The 20,525-nt window shown below is 57.4% G+C and carries 13 protein-coding genes; 11 read left to right on the top strand and 2 right to left on the bottom strand.

Annotated features, from left to right (window positions below; translation table 11 throughout):
- Positions 1-248: 248 nt before the first annotated feature.
- Together ENH71_RS03390 and ENH71_RS03385 are read right to left on the bottom strand one after the other, a co-directional pair.
- Positions 249-1,316, bottom strand: a complete 1,068-nt coding sequence (locus tag ENH71_RS03390; protein ID WP_294133215.1) for a lytic murein transglycosylase — start codon at positions 1,314-1,316, stop codon at positions 249-251.
- Positions 1,317-1,404: 88 nt separating this feature from the next.
- Complete coding sequence (locus tag ENH71_RS03385) at positions 1,405-2,643, bottom strand: tRNA-queuosine alpha-mannosyltransferase domain-containing protein (protein ID WP_294133213.1); 1,239 nt, start codon at positions 2,641-2,643, stop codon at positions 1,405-1,407.
- Positions 2,644-2,680: 37 nt separating this feature from the next.
- On the opposite strand from ENH71_RS03385, the gene ENH71_RS03380 reads away from it, so the two are divergent.
- From ENH71_RS03380 to ENH71_RS03330, 11 genes are all read left to right on the top strand, one after another.
- The gene (locus ENH71_RS03380; protein WP_294133211.1) at positions 2,681-4,240 is read left to right on the top strand and encodes a class I adenylate-forming enzyme family protein; all 1,560 of its coding nucleotides are present in this window, start codon (positions 2,681-2,683) and stop codon (positions 4,238-4,240) included.
- A 20-nt stretch (positions 4,241-4,260) separates the two neighbouring features.
- On the top strand, positions 4,261-4,887 hold the full coding sequence (locus ENH71_RS03375) for a glutathione S-transferase family protein (protein ID WP_294133209.1): 627 nt from the start codon (positions 4,261-4,263) through the stop codon (positions 4,885-4,887).
- Between the two features lie 45 nt (positions 4,888-4,932).
- Positions 4,933-5,538, top strand: a complete 606-nt coding sequence (locus ENH71_RS03370) for an NUDIX hydrolase (protein ID WP_294133207.1) — start codon at positions 4,933-4,935, stop codon at positions 5,536-5,538.
- A gap of 201 nt (positions 5,539-5,739) precedes the next feature.
- Positions 5,740-9,375: a DUF4175 family protein gene (locus ENH71_RS03365; protein ID WP_294133202.1), complete on the top strand. Its 3,636-nt coding sequence runs from the start codon at positions 5,740-5,742 to the stop codon at positions 9,373-9,375.
- 19 nt (positions 9,376-9,394) lie between these two features.
- Positions 9,395-11,698 (top strand): hypothetical protein, encoded by a 2,304-nt coding sequence (locus ENH71_RS03360; RefSeq protein ID WP_294133199.1) that lies wholly within the window; start codon positions 9,395-9,397, stop codon positions 11,696-11,698.
- On the top strand, positions 11,695-12,738 hold the full coding sequence (locus ENH71_RS03355; protein ID WP_294133196.1) for a hypothetical protein: 1,044 nt from the start codon (positions 11,695-11,697) through the stop codon (positions 12,736-12,738). Before ENH71_RS03360 ends, ENH71_RS03355 begins: the two co-directional genes overlap by 4 nt.
- 37 nt (positions 12,739-12,775) lie before the next feature.
- Positions 12,776-15,445 (top strand): peptidase MA family metallohydrolase, encoded by a 2,670-nt coding sequence (locus tag ENH71_RS03350; RefSeq protein ID WP_294133194.1) that lies wholly within the window; start codon positions 12,776-12,778, stop codon positions 15,443-15,445.
- A gap of 3 nt (positions 15,446-15,448) precedes the next feature.
- A complete protein-coding gene (locus tag ENH71_RS03345; protein ID WP_294133191.1) occupies positions 15,449-16,381 on the top strand; it encodes a DUF4159 domain-containing protein in 933 nt (310 codons plus the stop codon).
- A gap of 15 nt (positions 16,382-16,396) precedes the next feature.
- Positions 16,397-17,434 carry an AAA family ATPase gene (locus ENH71_RS03340; RefSeq protein WP_294133186.1) on the top strand — a complete coding sequence of 346 codons (1,038 nt, stop codon included), beginning with the start codon at positions 16,397-16,399 and terminating at the stop codon, positions 17,432-17,434.
- Between the two features lie 61 nt (positions 17,435-17,495).
- Positions 17,496-18,389, top strand: coding sequence for a DUF58 domain-containing protein (locus tag ENH71_RS03335; RefSeq protein WP_294133183.1), 894 nt, complete (start codon positions 17,496-17,498; stop codon positions 18,387-18,389).
- Complete coding sequence (locus tag ENH71_RS03330) at positions 18,390-20,498, top strand: N-terminal double-transmembrane domain-containing protein (RefSeq protein ID WP_294133181.1); 2,109 nt, start codon at positions 18,390-18,392, stop codon at positions 20,496-20,498.
- Positions 20,499-20,525: the final 27 nt, after the last annotated feature.

Raw genomic sequence — 20,525 nt, 5'->3', positions numbered from 1 at the left:
TCTGGCACGAGCTGGCCGGGCTTGGGTATCGTCTGGAGGAGCGTTGACAACCCTTGGACGGTTGTCACCGAGCCCCCCAGGGCCGGTTTTTGCTCCTGCAAAACCTGCATTTCCGCCCTCCATGGCGGTCAGATAAGGTTCACGGGCGTCTCCGGAAGACGATACCCAAGCTCGGCCTGCGTCCCCATCGAAATCTTCTAACCGTATATGGCCGAACGGAGCATTATCTTACGAAATAGACCGGGACGTCAGTCGCGGATATCGTCTATGGCATCGGCGAGCAGGGAGACGGAGAGGGCGTAGCGGAAGGCCGGGTTGTAGCGCATGATGGAGCAGAAGTTGCGGTACACCAGGTAGCCCTTGTCGTCACCCTCATCACCGATCAACAGCGCCGCCGGCAGGTTTCGCGTCGGCAGATCACTGCCGTCGGCCCGGCGCACACCCAGCTGCTGCCAGTCATTAAGTGGACGCCAGGCACCCATGCTCTGAAACGAACGGCATTGTGCCTCCGGCGTCATGCCCGCGCTTTGCGGTGCCGGCAACGATTGCTCACCACCCGACGGCAGGCTTACTTCCCGGCCCCAGGTCTGATCATCACGCCAACCGGTTGAGCTCAGATAGTTGGCCACGGATGCTATGACGTCCGGGCCCATGGTCCACAGATCGATACGGCCATCGCCATCGTGATCAACCGCCAGGCGCAGGAAGCTGCTTGGCGTGAACTGCACAATGCCCAATGCGCCTGCCCACGAACTTTTCATCATCTCCGGCGTGGCATAACCCTTGTCCACGATCTCCAGCGCGGCATACAGCTCATTGCGGAACATCTCTCCCCGACGACCATCAAAGGCCAATGTGGCAATGACACTGAACAGCGGTTCGGTGATAGGGAAGCTGCCATAGTTGCTTTCCAGTCCAAGAATGGCTACCACGAAACGGTGCTGCACGCCGTACCCGGCAGAGACCTCGCGGATCATGTCGCCGTGCTCCGCCATCAGATCCTTGCCCGCCTCTATGCGGGATGCATTCACCCGGCGCAGGTAGCGTTCATAGGTATTGACGAATTCAGCCTGACTGCGGTCAGCCTGCACAGCCTGACGCTGCTGTCTGATCGTCGGCAACACGCTGTCGAGGGTGCTGGCGCTGATGCCGCGCGCCAGCGCATCCTCGCGAAACTCTGTCAGCCAGCTCTGAAAAGCAGCCTCATTCTGTTCATCACCGGTGGCCTGCTCATCTGTGTCCTGTGCAGACAAAGTCAATGGCAGCAACAGTGTGCCGAGCAATACAGCCAGATTCTTGATGTGTGTTAACCGCATGGATACTCCCCGAGTCGTTCGATACTGCTTGTCGTGATTCTTTAATGGGCACAACTTTAGCGTGTAGGCATTGTGGCGACAAGCATTTTCAGGCCCCGGTCATGATACCTTCCATGCGGGTTTTCCAGGCTTCATGCATGGCCCCGGCGCTGAACCGGCGAATATCAATGTCAGGGCGGCAGGTCCGGGGATTTTGCCACTGCCGGTGCCATGTGGTGATTTTTTCGCAAGCGGACACGGCCTGCTCCGCCACGGTCAGTCCTGCCACTGAATACAGGCACTCGGGATTGATGTACTCAGGATACGCCAGTGCGGCGGGCGCCAGCGGTACGCATCCTCTGGCCATTGCCTCGAGTACCGATAGGCCCTGAAAGTCATGCAAGGCGGTGGATAACACGATGTCAGAGTTCGATAAAACGCCCTCGTATTCATCGCGTGATGGCAGCCAGGCATCGAGGCCGGGTGTCATGTTGTGATGAGCATAATGGGCAGCAAGCAGTGATCGGATCTGCGGAAACTCATCAGGTTCACCGCGAAAACGTTGCCCCAGCAGATGCATGCGAAACGGAAAACCTTGCCCGACCAGCTGCCGGACAATGGCAAGCAAGAGCTCCGGGCCTTTGTCGTATTCGTGTCGATGATTCCAGGCCAGCTGCAGGTCATCTGCAACGTTGTGACGGCGCCTTGTGTCACTGTTATTGTGAAAACTACCGGCAAACAATTGATCGGGCAATGGTACTGGCAGTACAGATGATTTTGACCTTAAGGACTGTGGCAGGTCGGGCGGTACATGGTCAGGCAATTTGCTCAGCAATGACTCGAGTCCGTCGAAAAAGCTGCGGCGGTTCCAGTCGCTGTTGAAGGCAATGTGATCTGCGCACAAAGCGGTGTAGAGGCTGGTTATTTGTGCATTGATCTGGTTGCTGCGTTGTGTGGCATCGGCTGCCGGGGTCGTTGCCCGGGTTGGTCTGGCGGGATAAACGAACTGATTCTCATGAAAATAAACCAATGTCGGCAAGCGCGCCAGTGCCGGTACCAAACCACGCAGACTGCTCAGGTCGGTCAGTGATGTCACGACCAGCAGGTCGTAGTTGTCAGTCAGCGTCTGGCGGTGGTTAAATGCCCAGGTCAGGCTGTTGCCGCGCACGCGCCAGGCGAAGTGACGCGGTGGCAGGCTCAGGCAGGTCCACTGGTCGTCAGGAAACATGTCGCATAACGTGTCCCGCCACTGCTGGTGACTGTATGCATCATAAGCGCTCAATAAAAGAATGCGGCGGCCGGTGTTGACGGACGGACGGGTGCTGGCGGTTGAGCGGGTGACTGGCATGAGGCGGACCACTGGCTGGTTTTAATTCGGAGAATCTATGCAATCTAATGACGAACGGCTGTTGGGTCAATCGCCGCAAGCGCTGCTTGAGTGTCTGCCGGCACGAGTCAGTGATGCCTTGATGCAGCATGCCCGGCGCAATGCGGGGGCACCGGCAGTGCGTGATCATTTGGGGCGGGCACTGAACTATGGTCAGTTCGCTGATGCCGTGTGTGCAGCTCGGCAAACGTTGCAGGACGCCGGCGTCAAAGCCGGTGACCGGGTCATGCTGATTAATGAGAACTGTGTGCCGCTGGTCGTAACCATTCTCGCGCTGAGTGAATTATCCGCCTGGCCGGTGGTGGTGAATGCCCGCATGGCGGAGTCCGAGCTTGACCGGATTCGACAGCACTGTGAACCGCGTCTGCTGCTGTACTTCCTTGATTCCGCGGCCGCCATGGAGCGTTGGCAGCCGTTCGCCGCGTTGAGCGACAGTTTTATGCTGGAACTGGGCGCAGGTGATGTTGGCGTGCGGCCCATGCCGGTGCCGGCAAGGCCGGAGGAGGCCAGCCTGATCGACGCAGGTGTTTTTACCCTGATCTATACCACCGGGACCACCGGAGATCCGAAAGGGGTCATGTTGACCCATCGCAACGTGCTGTATGTTGCTGCGGTCAGCAGCGCCCTGCGGGGACTGCGTGCCGATGACCGGGTTTATCTGGTGTTGCCGGTATCGCATGTGTTCGGGCTGGCGGCGGTGTTTCTGGCCTCGGTCTATGTCGGTGCCGAACTGGTGCTGGCCGATCGCTTCGAGCCGGCGACGGCGATGATAACCATGCGTGAGCATGGCATCACCGGCGTGTTCGGCGTGCCGGCGATGTTTGCCAGGCTGGTCGACCATGCGCGTGCCGAAGGACTTGGGCCTGCTGACATGCCGCCCTTGCGTTTCATGTACAGTGGTGGTGCGCCGCTGGATCCTGCGATCAAGGAAAAAACAGAAGCCCTGTTTGCCATGCCTTTGTTGAATGCTTACGGTATGACTGAAAGCGGGCCTACCATTTGTCAGGTGCGCTACAGCGAGCCGCTGGCATCCTGCAGTGTCGGACGCCTGCTGCCCGGGCTTACGTCGCGACTGCTGGACGTTGATGGCAAGCCGGTGGCGTCAGGTGAGGTCGGGGAGCTGCATATCCGAGGCCCCAATATTATGCTGGGTTATTACCGCAACCCGCAGGCGACAGCCGCAGCGCTGGATGCAGAGGGATACCTGAATACCGGTGACCTGGTGCGACTGGATGAAGCCGGCAATGTCCATATCGCCGGGCGCAGCAAGGAGTTGATTATTCACTCGGGCTTTAATGTCTACCCGCCAGAGGTGGAAGGCGTTATCTCAAAACATCCGGGAGTGCTATTGTGTGCTGTGGTCGGGCAGCCACGGGACGGCAATGAGGAAGTGGTCGCCTGGGTGCAGCGCGCCGCCGGCAGCGATCTGACAGAGGTCGAGTTGCAGGCTTTCATCAAGCCCTTGTTGACGGCTTACAAGCGGCCATCCAGAATACTGTTCATGGCTCAGTTGCCCACGGCGCCATCCGGTAAGGTGCTGAAACACAAATTAAAATAACATCCACAGGGAGCAGGAAAATGATCAAGTTATACGGGTTTCCGATCAGCAATTATTACAATATGGTAAAAATGACCTTGTTGGAAAAGGGCATGGCGTTTGAAGAAGTGCTGGTGCGGCCATCGCAGGAGAGCGATTACCTGTCCTGTAGCCCGATGGGCAAGGTACCCTGTCTGGAAACCGGGCAGGGGTTTCTGACGGAAACCGAAGTTATCATTGATTACCTGCACGATCTGGGTCAGGGCCCTGCTTTCTATCCCGAAGACCCGTTTGAAAAAGCCAAGATCCGGGAGCTGATCCGTTATCTGGAACTGTATATCGAATTGCCTGCGCGCCGGCTCTACGGTGATGTGTTCTTTGGCAAGCCCGCCAGTGATACAGAAAAGGAGTCCGTACGTAAAGAACTACAAAAGGGGTTTGCCGCCTTGCGCCGGTTGGCGGATTATTCGCCATATATCGGCGGAAATCTGATGACCTATGCAGATTTCTATTTTCTGTTCAGTGTCGGGCTGGTAACCCGGGTGACAAAAAAAGCCCTGGACTGGGATGTATTCAGCACTGAACCGGGTATACGCGAACTGCTGGCGCTAATGGAGCAGCGTGACAGTGTCAAAGCTATCCGCGCAGCACAGAAAGCCACGATGTGATCCGGTTGCTGACCGTAAAAGAATAAGAAACAGAGAGGCATTCCAATGATCCCCAGTCCTGCAAGCACGGTCGTGTTGGTGCGTGAGGCCGAAGACGATGTTGAAATACTGTTGCTGTTGCGTAATACCAAACTGAAGTTTGAGGGCGGGGCCTGGGTGTTTCCAGGTGGCAAAGTGGATCCCGGGGACTATCCGTCGCAAAGCGCAGATTATCCGCAGCATGGGGGAGACCGGCGCAAACAGGATTATCTGGCAGCCATCAACGCCGTAATTCGTGAGACCCGTGAGGAAGCCGGACTCAGCATAGCGCCGTCGGAGCTTATCCACATTGCCCACTGGACGACGCCCATGGGCTTGCCGCGGCGTTATGCCACTTGGTTTTTTTTGTGCCCCTTGCACACACCGGTGGAGATTGTGGTAGATGATGACGAGATTCTCGACTACCAGTGGCTGACGCCGCGCATTGCACTGGCGTTGCACGAGGCCGGCACGATCCGGTTGCCGAACCCGACGTCGCATACCTTGCGCAGCATCGCACACTACAATTCAGTGACGCGCCTGTGTACTGACATGCGTCATGCGGATATACATGTTTTTCCAGAGAATTCTGATTATTATCAGCCATTTGAAGGAATTATAAAGTTGCCGTAAGCGACCGTGGGGCAGCCGGAAAAGTACATAAGCCGCATGCGTCAGATGGAAACCAGGCGCGGACAGATTTGCTTGCGTTGTCCGGTCGCTTAATGGGATAGTTAGGTCACAGGCGATACCAGATCAACAGCCAGGGAATGCTCACGGAAAGAGCGACTGCATGCGCTATCGTTGACTCATTCACGAACAGCAGAGCCGCCTATGTCGTTGTCCAAGTTGGAAAAAACCACAATCGAAAAATTGCGTGCGACTCTGTCCACGGTGCGTCGCCGGCGACGCCTGCTGAGCATGTTGCAGCAGACCAGCCTGATGCTGACCGGCATCGTGGTCTTGCTGTTGACCCTGAGCGTGGTCAGCCTGTGGTTGCCCCCTTCACCTGTCTTGCAAACCCTGCTTTTTATCTGTTTCGGCGCCGTCGCAGCGCTATTACTTTGGCGTTACGTAGCGGCATTGCGGCGTCTGCGCGCCGACGACAGGCAACTGGCGCGGTTTGTTGAATCCAGAATGCCGGATCTGGAGCAGCGTTTGTTAACGTCACTGGAATTCTCCAGTGATGAAAAGTCAGCCGCAGACGCGGGGGTGTCGGTCCAGTTCGTGCGTCAGTTGTGGGCTGATGCCGATGTCCATCTTGAGGCGCAGCAGCAACAACTGGCGCAGGTGTCAGATGTACGGTTGCCGCTCCTGACACTGGCTACCGCCGGCGCCGTGGCGCTGGTAACCCTGATCGCTTTTGTCAGCTCCGATGCCTTGCTGCGCGCCGGCGGACAACTGTTGTGGCCGTTCCGTGGTGGCGAGGAAGTTGCGTTGCCGGCTGTCGAAGACAGTGCTCAACCACCGGCAGAGATGAATATTGTGGTTGAGCCGGGCGATATCCGCATGCAGCGTGGACGCGAGGCGACCATCATTGTGCGCATCGAGAATGCGTCGCCGGAGGATGTCAGTCTGCGCATGCAGACTGATCAACTTAACTGGTATGACGTTTCCATGCGCCGCGATGGCACTGGCAGTGACGGCGCCGCCTTTAGTTACTACATGCCCGCTGTCGAGGAAGATACCGAGTACTACGTCAGCGTCGAACATGACGGTGAGCAGCGTAGCCGGCAGTATCGCATCAGCCTTTATGACCTGCCGCGCGCGGAGCAGATTGATGTGGCCTACACTTTCCCTGAGTATACCGGGATCGAGAACTACAGCGAGGAAGATGCCGGTGACATGGTAGTGCCTGAAGGCACCCGGGTTACTCTGGATCTGGCCTTCAACAAAGCGGTGCAGCAGGCGCAAGTGGTGTTTGACGATGACATGACGGAACCTGTCAGCATTGACGGCATCAGTGGCACCGCTACATTTACCGTGACCAGCGATACCACCTACCGGATTCTTGCGACAGATTTCGATAACCTGGAGACCGAAGATCCGGATGTATTTTATATCCGTGCGATTGCAGATCAGCCGCCTGAGCTTGCCTTGCACAGTCCTGGCCGGGATCAGGACGTGATGCCACTGGAAGAGGTGGTTCTGGAAGTCGAAGCCAGTGACGATTATGGTCTGAGCGAGTTCACCCTGCACTACAGTGTGGTTGGCCGTGACGAAGTAGCTGTCGACTTTTTACCGCCGGCGCAAACGCGAAGCATCGCCGGCAACCAGATGATCTACATGGAGGACCTGACGGTACAGCCGGGAGACTTTATCAGCTATTACATGACGCTGGCTGACAACAACGGTCTGGACGGTGCCCAGTCTGTGGTATCAGATATCTATTTTCTGCAGGTGGTGCCCACTGATCAGGAGTTTCGCCGCGCCAGCGGTGGTCAGCAGGGTGGCGGCGGCGGTGGTGCCGGCGGTGGCGACAGCAGCGCGCTGGTAACATTGCAGAAGGATATTATTTCTGCGACCTGGCGCCTTCGTCAGAATCAGATGGAGCTGGAGCCACAACAGTTTGCCGATGATGTGGCCGTGATTGCCGAGTCGCAACGCGATGCCGTGGAACGTGCCGGGATGTCCATTGAGCGGCTGTCAGAGAGAATCGATTTTGCGGATGACACCTACGCCAATGCGGTGACTTTTTTGCGCAACGCCATAGCGCAGATGGAGCTGGCTGCCACTGAACTGGACGAGGCGGCACTGACCAGTGCCATGGTGCCCGAGCAACAGGCTTTGCAACTGGTGCTGCGAGCGGAAGCAGAAATCAATCGCACTGACGTCAATTTTCAACGCACGGCAGGCGGTGGTGGGGGCGGCGGCGCCCAGCAGGAGCGCGAAGATCTGCAGGAACTGTTTGATATGGAGATGGGGCAGAACGAGAATCGATACGAAACGCCCCGGCAAGCCAGTAGTGGCCAGAACAACAGCGAAGAGGCCAGCCGACTTGAGGAGCTGGCGCGGCGCCAGGAAAGTCTGACCCGTGCGCAACGCGATTTATCGCGACGCATGGAGGATATGACCGAAGAGCAGCGCCGACGGGAACTGGAACGATTGCGCCGGGAGCAGGAACAGTTGGGCAATGAACTGGCGCAACTGGATCAGCAAATGTCGCGCGGGCAGCAGCAGGGCCAACAGAGCCAGCAAGGCCAGCAGGGCCAGTCCGGTGCGCAGCAGGAAAGCCAGATGCAGCGCGCACTGCAGCAGATGCAGGAAGCGGCCCGGGCCGAAACGCCGGCACAGGCTGCAGCGCGCAGTCAGCGCGCGCTGGAAAGCCTGCGCGAACAGCAACGGCAGATGGATCAACAGCCAGGTAATTCCACCAATCAGCTCGCGCAGAACCTGTCAGAGCGAGGACAGCAGTTGATTCAGCAACAACGACAGTTGCAGCAGGCGCTGGCGCAGTTGGGCCGGGAACAGGGTGTGGGGCAGTCACGCGAGGACGTCGCCAACAACGAAGATGTGCAGTCACTGCTAAACCAGCAGCAACGTAACCGGCAAGAGCTGGAGGAGCTGGAGCGGATGTTACGTGCTGTTATTGCGCGGGCCGGTAATGATGAACAGCAGTTGTTATCGCAGGCGCAGCAGGCCAGTCGCGCTATCAGACCGCTGCGTGAACAGATGGATACCGGCAATCGCGTGCTACGCAATGGCATGGTGAATCTCGCGGTCGATATTGAGCAGGAGGTCGCTGATGCCCTGGCCGAGCTTGGGCAAAACCTGCAGGCACTGAACCCGGGCACTCAGTCAGACGGTGAATCGGGTACGGAGGCTCTGATGCAGGCGGCAGCCGATGCCAGTGCACTGCGTGAACAACTTGAGTCGCTGCAACAGGAAATTGATGCACGCGCGGCCGGTGGACAGGGTGACGAGTCGATCTCGGAACTGCGTGACCGGCTGTCGCGGTCGCAGGCGTTGGCCGAGCAATTAACCCGGCAGCTCGACCAGGCCCGGGAGGGCGCGGGCCAGCAGGGAGAGGCGGGCTCGCAGCAACGAGGTCAGCAGGTGGCTGGCCAGCAGCCAGGTCAACAGCCCGGCGCGCAGCAGGGACAACAGGCCGGCGGGCGGGGACAGCGTGCCGGTGCAGGCGGGCAGGCGGCCACAGATCAGGCCGGTCTGGGTGGCGCGATTCCGGAACCGGGAGAAGCAGCATTGTGGGGCAACGCCCGCTCCATCAGCTCAGACATCACTGAGCAGTCGCTGGAAGCGTTCATGAGCCAGCCGGAACTTTTACGCGGCCTGTTACAGCCCCTGGTGGAGCTGGAGAGTGATCTTCGTGCCCGTGCGGAACTGGCGCAGATCACGCGCCGCCTGTATGCCGTGTCGGAAGAAGACATTCCGGATCAGTATCGACGCCTGGTTGAGGCATATTATCGGGCATTGTCAGAAAACAGGAGCGCAGTTGAGCCAGTCGAATAACTGATTCAGCACCAACATAATGAGTTTTTTTCTTGATGCCAGCACCATGGAAGCGATCCGGAACGGACAGTTTTCCTTTGCCTATGGCCCGCATCCCTTGCTGGCAGCCCTGCTTTTCATGGCTTTGCCAGTTGTGGTCTGGCTACTGTATCGCAAAACCACCCGGCCGCTGACGCCGCGCTGGAAAGCATTGCTGGTCACACTGCGCTCTCTGATAGCCATGGTGTTGCTGTTCATGTTGCTGCGCCCTGTTATTACCACCTGGCAGGTCAATCCGCAGGAAACTTACCTCGCGGTCCTGGTAGATGACTCCCAGAGCATGCAGATCCCTGATCTGGCCGGTCAGCAACGTCGACGTGACGTTATCGCCGACGAGTTGTATGCCGACAATGGCATTCTGGCACCTCTGTCCCAGCGTTATCAGGTGCGAACCTTTGCTTTCAACAGTCAGGCACGACGAATCTCCGGTGCCGACGAGCTGACCGCCGCCGGCAATGCATCCCGGCTGGATCAGGCGCTGCGTCAGGTGAGAGAACAATTGGGTGGTCTGCCACTGAGTGCCGTTGTGCTGATCAGTGATGGTGCCGATAATGCCGGCGCCGACCCGTTGACCAGCGCCCGTGAATTCGGTGCAGAGCAAGTGCCGATTTTTACGGTGGGTGTCGGGCAGACCCAGATTCCACAGGATATCGCTATCACAGAAGTGAGCGCCGCCAGTACCATTCTGGATAACACCCTGTTTGATGTGCAGGTGAATCTGGCGCAGCGGGGGTTTGCCGGACGTTCTGTGCGCCTGCGGGTTATGGATGGTGAGACCGAGGTTGCTTCCCAAACCGTCCTGCTGGGACCCGATGGTAGCAGTCGTCGATATGAGCTGGAAATCTCGCCTGAGCGCCGCGAGCCGATTCTTTACGAATTGCAGGTCGACGAGTTTGATGAGGAGATCATCCTGCAGAACAACCGCTACCAGTTTCTGGTCGACAATAGCGAACGGCCGCCGCTGAATATTCTGTATGTTGACGGACATCCGCGTAATGAATTCAAATTCATTCGCCGTGCGGCCGAAGGTGATGAAAGCCTGCGCCTGGCATCCTATCTGCAAACGGGCCCCGGCCGTTTCTATCGGCAGGGTATCAATACCTCTACCGAACTGAGTGATGGTTTCCCTGAAACTGCTGAAGACCTGTATCAGTACCAGGCCATCGTCATGGGTGATATTGACCGGGACTTTTTCAGCGATGAGCAATTGACCCTGTTGCAGGACTTTGTTGCTGAACGCGGCGGTGGTCTGCTGGTCGCGGGCATGCTCGATGATACGTTTGCCGATACCGTTCTTGGCGATATCCTGCCAGTGACGCCGGTGCGAAGTGAGGTGTTGCCGACGTTTTTGCAGGGAGGTATCCGGCGCGGTAATCACGCTACCGGAGAGCTTTTCGTCCCTCGACTGACATCGGCCGGGGAGTTTGCAGCATTGCTGCGACTGGACAGCGACGATGCTGTCAATCGCCGCCTGTGGGGCGAAATGCCGGCATTGCAGGGCGTTTATGTCACCGGCAGGCCCAAACCCGGTGCCAGTGTGCTGCTCGAGCATCCCATTTTGCAGTATCAGAATCAGGCGGTGCCGGTGCTGGCAACACAACGTTATGGCAGCGGGCGCAGCATGGCGCTGACCACAGCCAGCACCTGGCGCTGGCAGATGCTGATGCCCTCCGATGATGACTCACATCAGCGAATCTGGCGTCAAAGTCTGCGCTGGCTGGCGCAGGACGCCCCGGAGCGGGTAACCATTGATTTCGACAGAGCATTCTATAACCAGGGTGACCGGGTAAACGTCAGTGCCACTGTCCTGGACGCCGGCTATGAACCTGACAATAATGCGTCGTTGTATCTGCAGCGAACCGACCCGCTGGGGGACGTCAGTGATGTTGCCATGAGCTGGGATATTAGTGAGGATGGTGTTTACCGTAGCCAGTTCACGGCTGATTCGGAAGGTATCTATCGTGTGCTGGTTGATGTGGCCAGTGCTGCCGGCACGGGCATCGAGACCGAGAAGCAGGCGGCTTTTGTGGTGACTCCGTCGCTGCGTGAGTACAACAACGCCGGGCTCGACAGCGGTATGCTTGGTCGTATCGCAGAGGCCAGTGGCGGACGTTATTACAGTCTGCCGCAGATACAACAACTGGTTGATGACATTGAACATTCGCCCGGAGCCTACTCAATGGAGGTACAGGAAGATCTTTGGGATAAACCCTGGTTGTTGGCGCTGCTGATTGCATTGATGAGCCTGGACTGGATGGCACGACGTTACCGGGGGCTGTCATGAACTGGCGTTTTGTCTACCAGGTTTGCGCGGCGGCGCTGCTGGTATTGTCACCGGGATTGTCTCTGCAGGCGCAGTTGCCGGATGACGAGAGCACGCCGTGGTTTCAGCAAAGTGTCAATACCGAAAAGTACGCGGTGATCGTCACTGGCGCAGCGGCGTCTGACGCAATAGCTGAGCGCTTTCTGCGCTGGACGCGGGACCTGCATGACACCCTGAGGGATGATTACGGATACAGCAGTGGCAACATCCGCGTACTGTTTGATGCCGGCCAGAGCCCCGGAAGTTTAGCTGTCAGCGGCAGCTCCCGTGCGGACGACATCGCTGCGGAATTAGCGAACCTGCAACAGGAGGTATCGGCAGGGGACCAGGTGACATTGTTTATGATCGGTCACGGTTCCGGCACTTTTGGCGCAGCCAAATTCAATAACGTGGGCCCTGACATGACCGGCACCGATCTGGCGGCGATGCTGGACGGGTTCTCCGAGCAGGATATCGTAGTGATCAACACGACCAGTGCCAGCTTTGAGTTCTCGCGCGAGTTGTCAGCATTAGGGCGCGTTGTGGTATCGGCGACACGCTCGCCCTCTGAGCGCTATGATCCGATATTCCCCGGCTATCTGATCGAAGGTCTGCAAAGCCACACCGCCGACCTGGACCGCAACGCCCGCGTGTCCGTGCTGGAAATCTTCAATTATGCCCGGGGACGTGTAGCGGGCTGGTATGAAGAGCAGGGGCGACTGGCCACCGAGAATGCAGTGCTTGATGATACCGGTGATGGGCTTTTTTCCCGGGAGCCGGGACCGAACCAGGCGGACGGACTGCTGGCCGAAATTGCCTATCTTGATGTGATCGTCCCGCAGGAAGAAAAAACGTCACCGCAGGCACAGGCGTTGCGCGCAGACATGCAGTCGATCGAACGCGAGATTTTCATTTTGCGCAATCAAAAACAGAACTACCTGGAGGACGAATACTGGCGCCGGCTGGAAGCCCTGTTGATTGATCTGGCAACCCGGACGAGGACATATAATGCATTGCCTTAAACAGACATTTAAGACTTTCCTGCGGATCCCTGTGTTAATGCTGACACTGGCGGTCGCTCTGCTACCTGCAAACAGCCTGGCGCAGGCGCCAGGCACGGGCCTCAATCCATCGGCGCAGGAGTTGCTGGACCGCGGTGATGAATTGCTGCTCCGTGGTTCCTATCTGGCGGCTCTGGAAGTATTCAACAGAGTTGATGACGACTTTTTTCAGACTCAGGCAGCATTGGGTCTGAGTCGGGCACACATGGAAACAGGACAGTATGGGCAGGCCGAGGCTGTATTGCAGCCAGCTGTGACGTCGCCTGCCGACAATCCGCAACTTGCTACCCGGCTGGCTGAGCTGTATGTCATGACCGGCCGTTCACAACAGGCCCAGGTCTTGCTGGCTGAGGTTGTGGATGGACAACTGAACCCGCCGGTGCGGACCCTGGTGCAGTATGGTCTGGTACTGGCGCTGCGCGGAGATCGCGATAGCGCTGATATACAGTTCAACGCTGCACTGGCGCGTTATGACAGCGGGTTGGTGTTCGACTCTGCTGATGTCGCCATGGTGGCGGTTGCCGCCCGTCAACTGGATGAGTTCCATGATGCCAATGCACTGTTCAGTGAGGCGGTCAGACTGGATGGCAACAATCTCGAGGCTCTGGTGTTGTGGGGCGACCTGTTTCAGGAAAAGTTTAACGATCAGGACGCTCAGATCAACTATAACGAAGCGCTGGAAATCAATCGTCGGTACGCGCCAGCACTGGCCGGCCTGGCCAGAATTGAAAGTCCGGAGCGCAATCTGAGTCGGGCGCTGGATGCCAATTCAAGAAGTGTCGCTGCACTGCAAACCTTCGGTGACCTGATGCTTCGCAATGGTCGTGAAGACGAGGGTCTGGGTTTTCTGGCTCAGGCACTGGAGATCAATCCCGAGTCCATTCCGGCGTTGGCAACGCTGGCGGCACGCGCTGCGATGAATGATGACATGCAGGAGTTTGCCCGATTGCGCGAACGTGTCAACGCCTTCAGCCCGGAAAGTGCCGATTTCTATGCCTCGATTGCCGAGTTTCTGGGCAACAATTATCGCTTCACCGAGGCCGTGGAGTATGCGCGCCGGGCTATCGAGCGTGACCCGCGCAACTGGCATGCGCACACCGTGCTGGGCGGTAATCTGGTGCGGTTGGGGGAGGAAGATCAAGGTAAACAGCATCTGGAACAGGCCTTTGATAACGACCCGTTCAATGTCCTGACTTCGAATATGTTGCAGGTGTTCGATGTGTTGGAGGAGTACGCAACACTGGAGAGTGAACATTTCCGCGTCAATATGAGTCAGCGCGACGCCCGTGTACTGTGGCCCTACATGGAGCCGCTGCTGGAAGACAGCTGGGACCGGCTTGTTGCCAAATACGGCTTCGAACCCGAGGTGCCGGTTGTCATCCAGGTATTTGAGCGCACCGAAGATTTCGCGGTACGCTCAGTCGGCTTACCTGATATCGGGCCTTTGGTAGGTATCTGTTTTGGCAAGGTCGTTACCCTGATCTCGCCGGATACGCTCAGTGCCAACTGGCAGGAAATTGTCTGGCATGAACTGGTGCATGTGTTTACCCTCCAGATGACACAAAATCGTATGCCGCGCTGGTTGTCCGAGGGCATTTCCACCTGGGAAGAGAGCCAGGGACGACCTGAGTGGGGGCGTCGTCAGGGCCTGGATCTGATCCGTGCCGTGCGACAGGATCGTCTGCTGCCGGTCGGCAGCCTAAATGACGGATTTACCGGCGCCAACAGCGATGCGGATTTGAGCTTCGCCTATTTTCAATCCTACCTGGTAGTGGAGTATATCGCCGAGCAATACGGCTTTGACAGCCTGCTTGCGCTGATCCACGAGTACGCCGAGATCAAGGATGAAAGCGAAAAATTCTTTAACGTGTTCGGCATTGATATGGAGACCTTTGATGCCGGTTTCCGTGCCTGGATTGATCAGCGGGTGGCGGACATCAACGTTTACGTCCACGCCGAAGACAGTCCCGATGAAGGCGAGGGGCACGGGCATGGCGTCCGGGAGAACAGCAGCGCCGTACTTGCCGAGTTATACAACAGCGAGTCTCTTAAACAATACATGCAGGGTCGCGTGCAACGTGAGCCGCGTGATTTTCAGGCGCATTTGCAGCTCGGTATCGTATTGTTCCGTGAGGAAGCCTACACGGAGGCAATAACGCATTTGCGCACCGCGCATGAGTTACTGCCAGACTATACCGGTTATCCCAGTCCGTCGCTGGTGCTGGCTCAGATTTATGAAGCCATGGGTGACGAGGTAGCACAGCGAGAGCAGCTGGCGATCATGCTGGAGAATCAGCAGCATGACTATAACGCACCGATGACTCTGGCGCAGTTTGCACTGGACAGTGGTGACCTGGAACAGGCCGCGTACTACATCGATCGGGCATTGGCGGTGAATCCTTACCGGCCGGAAATTCATCGCGTAAACGCTGAACTGGCATCCCGACAAGGCGATACCGAGCGCAGTGTTCAGGAGTATGAAGTGCTGCTGACGCTGGACCAGAATGATCCGGTGGCAGCTCGCACCAATCTGGCGCAAGCCTACCTGGAGAACAGTCAATCTGACGATGCCCGGATGACGATACTGCGGGCGCTGGAAACAGCGCCGACCTATGAAAGAGCGCAGCGTATCCTGTTGCAGGCAGTTGCTGGTGAGGAGGAAGACTGAGCCATGAGGCTGCGACGAGTACTCAGTTCACTGACGATGCGATCGGCGCTGACCGCGCTGATGTTACTGTCAGCCTTGCCGGCGCTGGCGCAGGAACCCTCGTCGACAGACGCGCAGCCATCGCCCAGGCCCGGCGTCGCGCTGCCACCGGATTTTGATTTCAGTCGCTTCCGCCGGGAGAACCAGGCCTTTCCGGATACCGGGGTGGCGTCCGGCCAGCAATCAGCCGAGGGGCCGGGCACCCCCGAATTTACCTGGCTGCGGGGACGTTATGAAAACTACCCTGGTGGTCGTGGCCGGCGTGGGGGATGGTGGGACACGGATTTCCCCGACGCCGAGCAGAACTTCATGCGAGGTGTGCAACGCTATACCTTTATTGACGCTCAGACCTACAACACGCGCTGGATAGACCTGACTGACCCGGAGCTGTTTGAGCATATATTTCTCTACATGACGATGAAGCGGGTGCCGATTGGTGGCATGAGCAGTGGTCCTAATTTTTCCGCTGACGAGGTCGCTGCGCTGCGCGAATTCGCCCTGCGTGGCGGCTTTGTCATGTTGGATGATTTTTGGGGGGAGGCACATTATCAGGATTTCCTGATCGAGATCGCCAAGATTTTTCCGGACCGCGAACTGGTAAGGCTGGACCTGGATCATGAAATCTTTGGCATATTCTACGATATTGATCAGGTCGCGCAGGTGCCTGGCCGCGCCGTGACCTGGGACTACGGCAGCGTGACGCTCGACGATCCACGTTATCCACCATCCGTGCATGCCATTCTGGATGATGCAGGCCGCGTGATGGTAGTTGCCAGTTTCAATTCCGACATGGGAGATGGCTGGGAGCACACCTTCCACGAATACTATCCCACCAGTATGAGCAACGAAGCTTACCGGCTGGGTATCAATTATCTGATTTACGCATATACACACTAGAGGCAGGACAAAACCATGAGTGACACCGATATCATTACCGAGCATCCGACTGCAGGCCTGGAGGATCAGGACGATCTGGCACTGGTGAAAAAAATGCAGCAGGGCCGGGATCAGATGGTGCACGAGATCCGCAAGGTCATCGTGGGTCAGGATGCTGTCATCGAAGAGTTGTTGATTGCCCTGTTCGCCGGTGGTCATTGTCTGGTGACGGGTGTGCCGGGTCTGGCGAAGACGCTGTTGATCAAGACTGTTGCCGATATTCTGCAATTGAATTTCAGCCGTATTCAATTCACGCCGGATCTGATGCCTGCGGACGTTGTGGGTGCGGAAATTGTTGAAGAGAACGATGGTCGACGCAAACTGGTTTTTGTCAAAGGACCTATCTTCACCAATATCCTGTTAGCTGACGAAATTAACCGCACTCCGCCAAAAACCCAGTCATCCCTGCTGGAGGCCATGGAGGAGCGCCAGGTGACGGCAGCAGGTGTCACTCACAAAATGGCAGAACCATTCTTTGTGCTGGCCACTCAGAACCCGATCGAACTGGAAGGTACCTATCCGTTGCCGGAAGCGCAGCTCGACCGCTTCATGTTCAAGATCGAACTGGGGTATCTGACCGAGGAAGAAGAAGTCATGGTGGTCAGCAATACCACGCGCAACTTTGACCGCTCCGTATCCCATCCCTTGAGCGGCGAAGACATCCTTGCTTTTCAGAGGATTGCCAGGCAGGTGCCGGCGGCACAGTCTGTTATCCAATACGCGGTGCGGCTGGTGCATGCAACGCGCCCACAGAATGAAAACTCGCCTGAGTTCGTCAAGGATTGGGTTACCTGGGGGGCGGGTATCCGCGCCTCGCAGAATCTGGTGTTGGCTGGCAAGGTGCGGGCCCTGTTACATGGTCGATACAATGTCTCATTCAACGATATCCGCACGCTGGCGCCCTCGGTACTGCGCCATCGACTGCAGCTCAACTTCCACGCCGAGGCTGAACGTATCACCCCGGACGAGTTGATACGCCGTGTTGTGGCGACCGTGAAAGAGCCCGGCCTGTGAAAGTCGCAGGCCTGACTCTTAATACCATAGCGCCGGCACGTCTGGCCGCAGGATATGCAGCATGACCCAGAGCAACACGTTTATTGATCCGGCAGTACTGGCCACGCTCGACAATCTCGAGATGCGCGCGCGCGTGGTGGTGGAAGGGTTTATTGCCGGACTGCATAAAAGCCCGAAGCGGGGCTTCAGTGTCGAGTTCACCGATTACCGGCATTATTATCGTGGCGATGACATGCGACATGTGGACTGGAAGCTGTACGGGCGCAGCGACAAGTTATACATCAAGCAGTATGAAGATGAAACCAATGTCCGCGCGTACATACTGCTCGACAGCAGCGCCTCAATGTCATATGCCTCCGATGGCATGAGCAAACTGGAATATGGGCGCACGCTTGCGTCAGCGCTGGCCTATTTCATCATGCGGCAGCGCGATGCAGTAGGCCTCATTACCTTTGATGACAAGATACGTGATTACATTCCGGCGAAAGCCCGCCAGCTGCATCTGATCCGGATTCTGCGCAGCCTGCACGAGCTGACTGCCGGCACCAAAACCGATATTGTGCGCCCGCTCACCGAGCTGGCGATGACGTTAAAACGTAAGAGCCTGGTGATACTGATCAGTGACATGCTGGCAGACGAGCAGGCCAGTATTCGTACGTTGCAGCAACTGCGGGCGATGGGTAACGAAGTGATTGTGTTTCATGTGCTGGACGAACAGGAACTGCATTTCAATTTTAACGAATCCTCTGAATTTATTGATATGGAAACAGCCGAAACCCATATCACGTCGCCGGCCGCCATTCGCAACGCGTATCTGGAGAATCTGAATACCTATCTGGATGACTGTCGCAAGCGTTGCCAGACCAGCGGCGTTGATTATTGCCTGCTCAACACTTCGCAGCCACTGGACAAGGCATTGGCCTCGTATCTGGCACGGCGAACCCGGAGCGCATAAATGAGTTTTCTGAATCCTTTGTTTCTGTTTGGCTTACTGGCTGCCGCGATACCGATCGCGATTCACCTGATTCGGCGCGAAAACCCGCCCAAGATCATGTTCGGGTCATTGCGCTTTCTGAAGCAGACAACCAAGAAGCTGATTCTGTTCCAGCAAATCCAGCAGTGGTTGTTGTTACTGCTACGCGCGGCGCTGATCTGTCTGTTGGTGTTCGCATTCGCCCGGCCCTTGTTTTACCAGGGTTCTATCGCCCAGTTGCTGGACGCGGAACCACAATCAACCATGCTGCTGATTGACAGCTCGCTGAGCATGCAGGTTGGTGACCGCTTTGAGCAGGCAAGGCAACAGGCGTTGCAGGCGCTGGATACCCTGTCCGCCGGAGATGAAGCCGGCGTCATCAGTTTTGCCGAGGGGACACTGGCAGTTCGTGAGTTGACCACCGATCTGAGTAGCTTGCGCACATTTATCGATAATTTGCCAGACCCCGGGTATGAGCGCGTCCGATTCTTCCCTGTGCTGAGACTGGCCAATGACATGCTGACACAGTCACGCCACGAGCAGCGTAGCATCGTGATGATATCGGATTTCCAGGCCAGTGGCATGAGCGGAATCGACAGTGACGACAATGATGCTGGCTGGATGTTGGCACCGGGTGTCTCCTTTTCCGGCGTCAATGTGGGTGATGAGCGTAGCAGTAACCTCAGCCTGATTGATGTGCGTGCGCCGCAGCAGCTGATGGCAAGCGCGATGAACCGGGAGGCAGGGGCGCCGGGCGGCGAAACAGAAGCTGTGGACAGTGCCGATGCCGGGCTGTTGGAAGCGCAACAGGTACTGGCCAGAGTACGCAGTACCGGCAGTGTTTTGCTGGAGCGCGGTGAAGTAGCGCTGCTGGTCAACGGTGAGCCGCAGCAGCGACGGCCGTTTGAGCTGGGCGATCGTTCCGAGACTGTGCTGGAGCTGCCGCTGGCGCTTGATGGCAGTGGTGCCTATACCGGTGAGCTGGTGCTCGCCGGCGATACATTTGATCTGGATAACCGCTGGTACTTCAGCCTCGATGTCATGCCGGCGATGCGTGTACTCGTGGTCAATGGTGACCCGTCAACAGACTGGTACGATGACGAGGCGCATTGGTTTGTGCTCGCGCTGGAAGGCATGGAGAACTCACCGTTCTCGGTTACTCAGGTCACCATGGCTGAGTTTGAGGCAACCGATCTTGATCAGCATGATGCGGTGGTGCTGCTTAACACCGGCGCTTTCGTCGGGGCAGCGCAACAGGCACTGGAACGATTTGTCACCAGTGGCGGCAGCTTGCTACTGGCCCCGGGTGATCGTGTTGACGCGACCGACTTTAATCAGCAGTTAGCGAATCTGACGCCGGGCAGACTGGGCAGCGCACAAACGCTGGCGGCTAATGACTATCTGCTGATTGCCGATGTAGACCGACGTCATCCGGCATTGCGTCCGCTGGATGTTGACTGGAGTGCGCGCTTTCAGGGCTACTGGCGCAGTGAACCGGTCGACAGCGGCGAGGTGCTGATGCGCTTTGATTCCGGTGATCCCCTGTTGCTCGAGCGTGCCGTCGGCGAAGGCCGGACCATGCTGGTCACCTCGCCACTCGATCTGGGTTGGAGTAACTTCCCCTTGCAGGGGCTGTATCTGCCGTTTGTCCATGAAACGCTCACCTATATGATTCAGCCTCCTCTGCAACAGCGTGCCTGGCTGGTGGGTGATATGGTTGATTTGACCCCGGCATTTGCCGACGGTGCCGCACAGCTTGACGTGGTTGTGCCGGATGGTACATCGGAAACTGTCAGCGCCGACAACCCGTTTTATCGCGCCAGCATGCCGGGCTTTGTGCGCACCGAAAACGGCCTCAACTTTGCAGTTAATATTGAGGCGGAGGCTGCGGAACTGGCTCAGGTGGATGTGACGGTGCTGCATGACCAGATCCTGAATCCGGAGACCACACCCAGTGTCGCAGCCGGTGTGCGCACGGCACAACTGATCGCCGAGCTGGAACAGCCGCAGCGCATCTGGTGGTGGATAGTGCTGACAGTGTTGTTACTGTTTCTGCTGGAAGCCTGGGTCGCCAACCGGACCTATCGCTAGCGCGTCAGGATTAAAGCCGGCACAGGG

The organism is Pseudohongiella sp. (genome assembly GCF_011050365.1).
In the GTDB taxonomy this organism is placed as follows: Bacteria; Pseudomonadota; Gammaproteobacteria; order Pseudomonadales; family Pseudohongiellaceae; genus Pseudohongiella.
The sequence above is the reverse complement of the archived record's forward strand: the minus strand, read 5'-3'. Positions and strand labels throughout refer to the sequence as shown.

Bases quoted from the DNA above. Each gene is read 5' to 3' on its own strand.
- ENH71_RS03360 (WP_294133199.1), top strand. From the start codon at position 9,395: ATGAGTTTTTTTCTTGATGCCAGCACCATGGAAGCGATCCGGAACGGA.
- ENH71_RS03375 (WP_294133209.1), top strand. From the start codon at position 4,261: ATGATCAAGTTATACGGGTTTCCGATCAGCAATTATTACAATATGGTA.
- ENH71_RS03340 (WP_294133186.1), top strand. From the start codon at position 16,397: ATGAGTGACACCGATATCATTACCGAGCATCCGACTGCAGGCCTGGAG.
- ENH71_RS03335 (WP_294133183.1), top strand. From the start codon at position 17,496: ATGACCCAGAGCAACACGTTTATTGATCCGGCAGTACTGGCCACGCTC.
- ENH71_RS03380 (WP_294133211.1), top strand. From the start codon at position 2,681: ATGCAATCTAATGACGAACGGCTGTTGGGTCAATCGCCGCAAGCGCTG.
- ENH71_RS03365 (WP_294133202.1), top strand. From the start codon at position 5,740: ATGTCGTTGTCCAAGTTGGAAAAAACCACAATCGAAAAATTGCGTGCG.
- ENH71_RS03355 (WP_294133196.1), top strand. From the start codon at position 11,695: ATGAACTGGCGTTTTGTCTACCAGGTTTGCGCGGCGGCGCTGCTGGTA.
- ENH71_RS03370 (WP_294133207.1), top strand. From the start codon at position 4,933: ATGATCCCCAGTCCTGCAAGCACGGTCGTGTTGGTGCGTGAGGCCGAA.
- ENH71_RS03345 (WP_294133191.1), top strand. From the start codon at position 15,449: ATGAGGCTGCGACGAGTACTCAGTTCACTGACGATGCGATCGGCGCTG.
- ENH71_RS03390 (WP_294133215.1), bottom strand. From the start codon at position 1,316: ATGCGGTTAACACACATCAAGAATCTGGCTGTATTGCTCGGCACACTG.
- ENH71_RS03330 (WP_294133181.1), top strand. From the start codon at position 18,390: ATGAGTTTTCTGAATCCTTTGTTTCTGTTTGGCTTACTGGCTGCCGCG.
- ENH71_RS03350 (WP_294133194.1), top strand. From the start codon at position 12,776: ATGCTGACACTGGCGGTCGCTCTGCTACCTGCAAACAGCCTGGCGCAG.
- ENH71_RS03385 (WP_294133213.1), bottom strand. From the start codon at position 2,643: ATGCCAGTCACCCGCTCAACCGCCAGCACCCGTCCGTCCGTCAACACC.